The organism is Streptomyces calidiresistens (genome assembly GCF_014141525.1).
In the GTDB taxonomy this organism is placed as follows: Bacteria; Actinomycetota; Actinomycetes; order Streptomycetales; family Streptomycetaceae; genus Streptomyces; species Streptomyces calidiresistens.
On the sequence record NZ_VKHS01000771.1, the window covers coordinates 1 to 2,532 of the forward strand.

The following is a 2,532-nucleotide window of genomic DNA, read 5'->3' on the forward strand; positions in this document are numbered from 1 at the left end:
GCATCGCGCTCTTCCCCCGCCGGGGCGGTGGCGGATGCGGGCGGCGGGAGTCCGGCGGAACCGGGCGGATCACCGGCGCCCCGGGCGGTCGCGACGACTCCCGCCGCGATCCGCGCGCCGGGTCCGGACGCCCGGACGGCCCTCGCGGCGGCCAGCCCGCTGCGCACCGCCCCCTCCATGGTGGCGGGCCACCCGGTGGCCGTCCACGCCCCGGCGAGGAACAGCCCCGGCGCGTCGGTGAGGGGACCGGGCCGCAGCCGGCGGGTGCCGGGGGCCGGGTCGAAGGTCGCGGTGCGCTCCCGGGTGACGAAGAAGTCCCGCACCCGGGCCGTCCGCGCGGCCGGGAGCGCCCGGGCCAGTGCGGAGAGGTAGCGCTCCCGCAGCACGGCGACCGGCAGGTCGATCTCCTCCCCCGCCGCCGACTGGGAGAGCACCAGGTATTGACTCTCCCCCGCGCCGGGCAGGTCGGCGAGACCGGAGGCGACGGTGCGGTCGAAGACCCACTGCACCGGCGAGTTGATCATCGCCAGGAAGGGCTCGCGCAGCACCGGCCGGTCGTGGATCACGTGCACGTCGAGGATCGGCGCGGTGCCCAGCTCCCCGAACCGGTCGGGGTCGGCCACCGCGCCCGGCGGCAGCAGGGCGCGGGTGGCGTCCTGTGGCAGGGCCGTGACGACGGCGTCGGCGCCGATGCCGTTCGCGGAGCCGCCCGGGGCGCCGGGGTCGGCCGGCCCGTCGCCGCGCCGCAGGTCCGCCCACCAGCCGCCCTCGGCCGACCGGCGCAGACCGCGCACCCGGGTGCGCGTCAGCACCCGGACCCCGGCGCGTTCCAGGGCCCGCCCGGCGCGGTGGTGGTGGATCTCCCCCAGCGGGACCTCCGGCAACCCGATGTCGGCGGCCCCGGCCTCGCTCAGCAGACCGGTGCGGAAGACCATCACGGCCAGGGCGAGCGAGACGTCGTCGGCGCGGGCGTTGAGGGTGGCCACGCCCACCAGGTCCCACAGCGCCGCCACGGCGGCGGGTCCGGTGCCGTACCGGCGCAGCCAGGAACCGAAGGACAGCCGGTCCAGCGCGGGGTCCTCCGGGTCCAGCCGGCGCAGGGCGAGCGCGGCGCGGACCACCGAGGCGCGGTCCGCGACCGACAGGTGCGGGTAGCGGGCCAGGGCACCGGCCAGGTGCAGCGGTGCGGGCAGCCCGGAACGGCGCAGCCGACCGAGTCGCCCGGTGCGGGCGTCGAGCACCGGCACGTCCAGCCGGCGCTGGACGGGCGCCAGGTGTTCCGCCCCGACCCGGCGCAGGAAGCCCCGGTAGGCGGTGCAGCAGCGCAGGTAGACGTGCTGGCCGTTGTCGACGGTCAGCGGACCGGGCTCCCGGTCGCGGGTGAAGGAGAAGGCCAGGCCGCCCAGCCGGGGGCGGGACTCCACCAGGGTGACCGGGCGTCCCGCGTCGGCGAGGGCGAGGGCCGCGGTGATCCCCGCCAGTCCCCCGCCGACCACCAGCACGTGCCCCGGGCGGTCGGCGCCCCCCGCCCCGGGGATGCCCGAGGCCGGGGGAAGGGGCGGGGTCACGCGGAGCACCCGCGGGCGGCGCGGCGGGCGTCCAGACCGGTCAGTCCGCGGACGGCGACCAGCGCCTTCTGGGCCGGCGGGAGCGAGACCCGGCCGCGCAGCACCGCCGCGGGATCGGCCGCGATGTGGTCGAGCAGGCGGTGGTAGATGCCCGCCATGGCCGCGACGCAGGCACCGGAGCGGCGGTCCAGCAGGGGCAGCAGGCGCAACCCGTCGGCGAACAGGTCGCGGGCGCGGCGCACCTGGAAGCGCATGAGGCCGGTGAAGTCCGCGCCGGCCGGCGGCACGGCACCCCGGAATCCGTCCTGGCAACCGAAGCGGCGCAACTCCTCGGAGGGGAGGTAGCTGCGGCCGTTGCGGGCGTCCTCGCGCAGGTCTCGCAGGATGTTGGTGAGCTGGAGGGCCAGCCCCAGGGTGTTCGCCCGCTGGGCGGCGCGGTCGGCGTCGGGGGCCCCGGGCACGGTGCCGAAGACACCGAGGGAGAGCCGCCCCACGGCCCCGGCGACGCACCGGCAGTAGTCCCGCAGGTCGTCCCAGGTGCGGTACCGGCGACCGTGCACGTCCATCAGCACGCCGTCGACCAGTTCGTCCAGGGCGTCCACCGGGATGGGGAAGGTCCGCACGGCGTCGGCGAGGGCCAGGGCGACGGGGTCGGTGCAGTCCTCGGCGATCTCCCCGGCGCGGATCCGCTCCAGCAGGATCCGGCACTCCTTGAGCCGGGCCTCCTTGACCTCCGGGGGCAGGGGGCCGTCACCGATGTCGTCCACCCGCCGGGAGAAGGCGTACAGGGCGGACATGGCGTGGCGCTTGGGACCGGGCAACAGGCGGATGCCGTAGGAGAAGTTGCGGGCCTCCAGACCCGTGACGGTCTCGCAGTAGCGGTGGGCGGCGGTCACGGCCGGGGCCGGCCGCGGGCTTCGGGTCACGGGGTGGTGCTCGCGTTTCTGCTCGGGGACGGGGGGAC

At 77.4% G+C, this 2,532-nt stretch carries 2 protein-coding genes; both read right to left on the reverse strand.

Annotation, left to right across the window (positions count from 1 at the left end):
* Window positions 1–1,538, reverse strand: a 1,538-nt coding sequence (gene hpnE, locus FOE67_RS22540; RefSeq protein ID WP_438874284.1) for a hydroxysqualene dehydroxylase HpnE, incomplete at its 3' end; no start/stop codon positions are given.
* Window positions 1,539–1,564: 26 nt separating this feature from the next.
* Window positions 1,565–2,494: a presqualene diphosphate synthase HpnD gene (gene hpnD, locus FOE67_RS22545; RefSeq protein ID WP_182666677.1), complete on the reverse strand. Its 930-nt coding sequence runs from the start codon at window positions 2,492–2,494 to the stop codon at window positions 1,565–1,567.
* Between the last annotated feature and the right edge of the window lie 38 nt (window positions 2,495–2,532).